The sequence below is a fragment of the Streptomyces sp. NPDC104831 genome, from assembly GCF_055583025.1.
Genome location: NZ_JBVJOT010000147.1, coordinates 1 through 1,276, shown reverse-complemented (window position 1 = coordinate 1,276; position 1,276 = coordinate 1). Strand labels below are relative to the sequence as shown.

The 1,276-nt window shown below is 70.8% G+C and carries 2 protein-coding genes; both read right to left on the bottom strand.

What is annotated here, in order from left to right; translation table 11 throughout:
• Positions 1-128, bottom strand: a 128-nt coding sequence (locus tag ACZ63H_RS38635; RefSeq protein WP_469873126.1) for an adenosylhomocysteinase, incomplete at its 3' end; no start/stop codon positions are given.
• Positions 129-198: 70 nt separating this feature from the next.
• The gene (metF, locus tag ACZ63H_RS38630; RefSeq protein ID WP_469873125.1) at positions 199-1,080 is read right to left on the bottom strand and encodes a methylenetetrahydrofolate reductase [NAD(P)H]; all 882 of its coding nucleotides are present in this window, start codon (positions 1,078-1,080) and stop codon (positions 199-201) included.
• Positions 1,081-1,276 lie beyond the last annotated feature (196 nt).

The window sequence follows — 1,276 nt, the reverse complement described above, 5'->3', positions numbered from 1 at the left end:
TCCTTGCGGATCGCCATCAGACCGGGCATCTCATGCTCGGCGAGAGTGATCTCCTTACGGCCGAACTCGGCCAGCGAAAGATCGGCGACCTTGAAATCGGTGACATCGGCGGGACGCTGCGAAGACATGTCCTACTCCGTGTGCTGTCGGCGGCCTGGGGCCGGTGGAATGCGGGAAGGGTGGTGCGGCTCGGGTGAGTCAGCTCCGCAGGGCCGGTGTCGCACCGCGTTCCGCCATGACGTCGCGGTGGATCTCGATGGCCGCGTCGGACTGGTTCAGCGTGATGTAGTGCAGGCCGGGGGCACCCTCGGCGAGCAGCCGGCAGGCCATCCGCGTCGCGTACTCGACCCCGATGCGACGGGAGGCGTCCGGGTCCTCCCGGGCGGCTTCGAGGCGGTGGGCGAGGTCTTCCGGGAAGGCGGCGTTGGAGAGTTCGGCGAACCTGCGGATCTGCCGGACGTCCGTGGCGGGCATGATCTCGGGGATGATCGGTGTCTCGCACCCGGCGGCCGCCACCCGGTCGCGCAGCCGCAGATAGTCCTCGACGTGGAAGAACATCTGGGTGATGGCGTAGTCCGCGCCGGCCCGGCACTTGGCGACGAAGTGCCGGATGTCGCTCTCCCAGTCCGGCGAGCGCGGATGGCGCTCCGGGAACGCGGCGACACCCACACTGAAGTCTCCCAGCTCACGGACCAGCGACACCAGCTCGTGCGCGTGGGTGAGGCCCTCGGGGTGGGCGACCCACGGCCCGCCGGGATCACCCGGCGGGTCGCCGCGCAGGGCCAGGACGTCCCGGATGCCGACGTCCGCGTACTGGCCGATGATCCGGCGCAGTTCGGCCACCGAGTGCCCGACGGCCGTCAGATGGGCGACCGGCCGCAGCGTGGTCTCGGCCGCGATCCGCTTGGTGACCTCGACGGTGCGCTGCCGGGACGACCCGCCGGCGCCGTAGGTGACGGACACGAACGTCGGGGCCAGCGCCTCGATCCGGCGCACCGTCCGCCACAGCCGGTTCATCCCGGCGTCGGTCTTGGGCGGGAAGAACTCGAAGGAGAAGGACGGCTCGCCCTCCACCGGCAGCCGGCGCGGGGAGGGACGCGTGCGAGGGCCCTCGGGCGCGGTCGACAAGACGGAACTCCTTTCGCTGTACGGGCGGTCACGGCCGGGGGGGCCGCCGCTAGCGTGCGTTGAAGTACTTCGCCTCGGGGTGGTGGATCACGATGGCGTCGGTGGACTGCTCGGGGTGGAGCTGGAACTCCTCGGACAGGTGGACCCC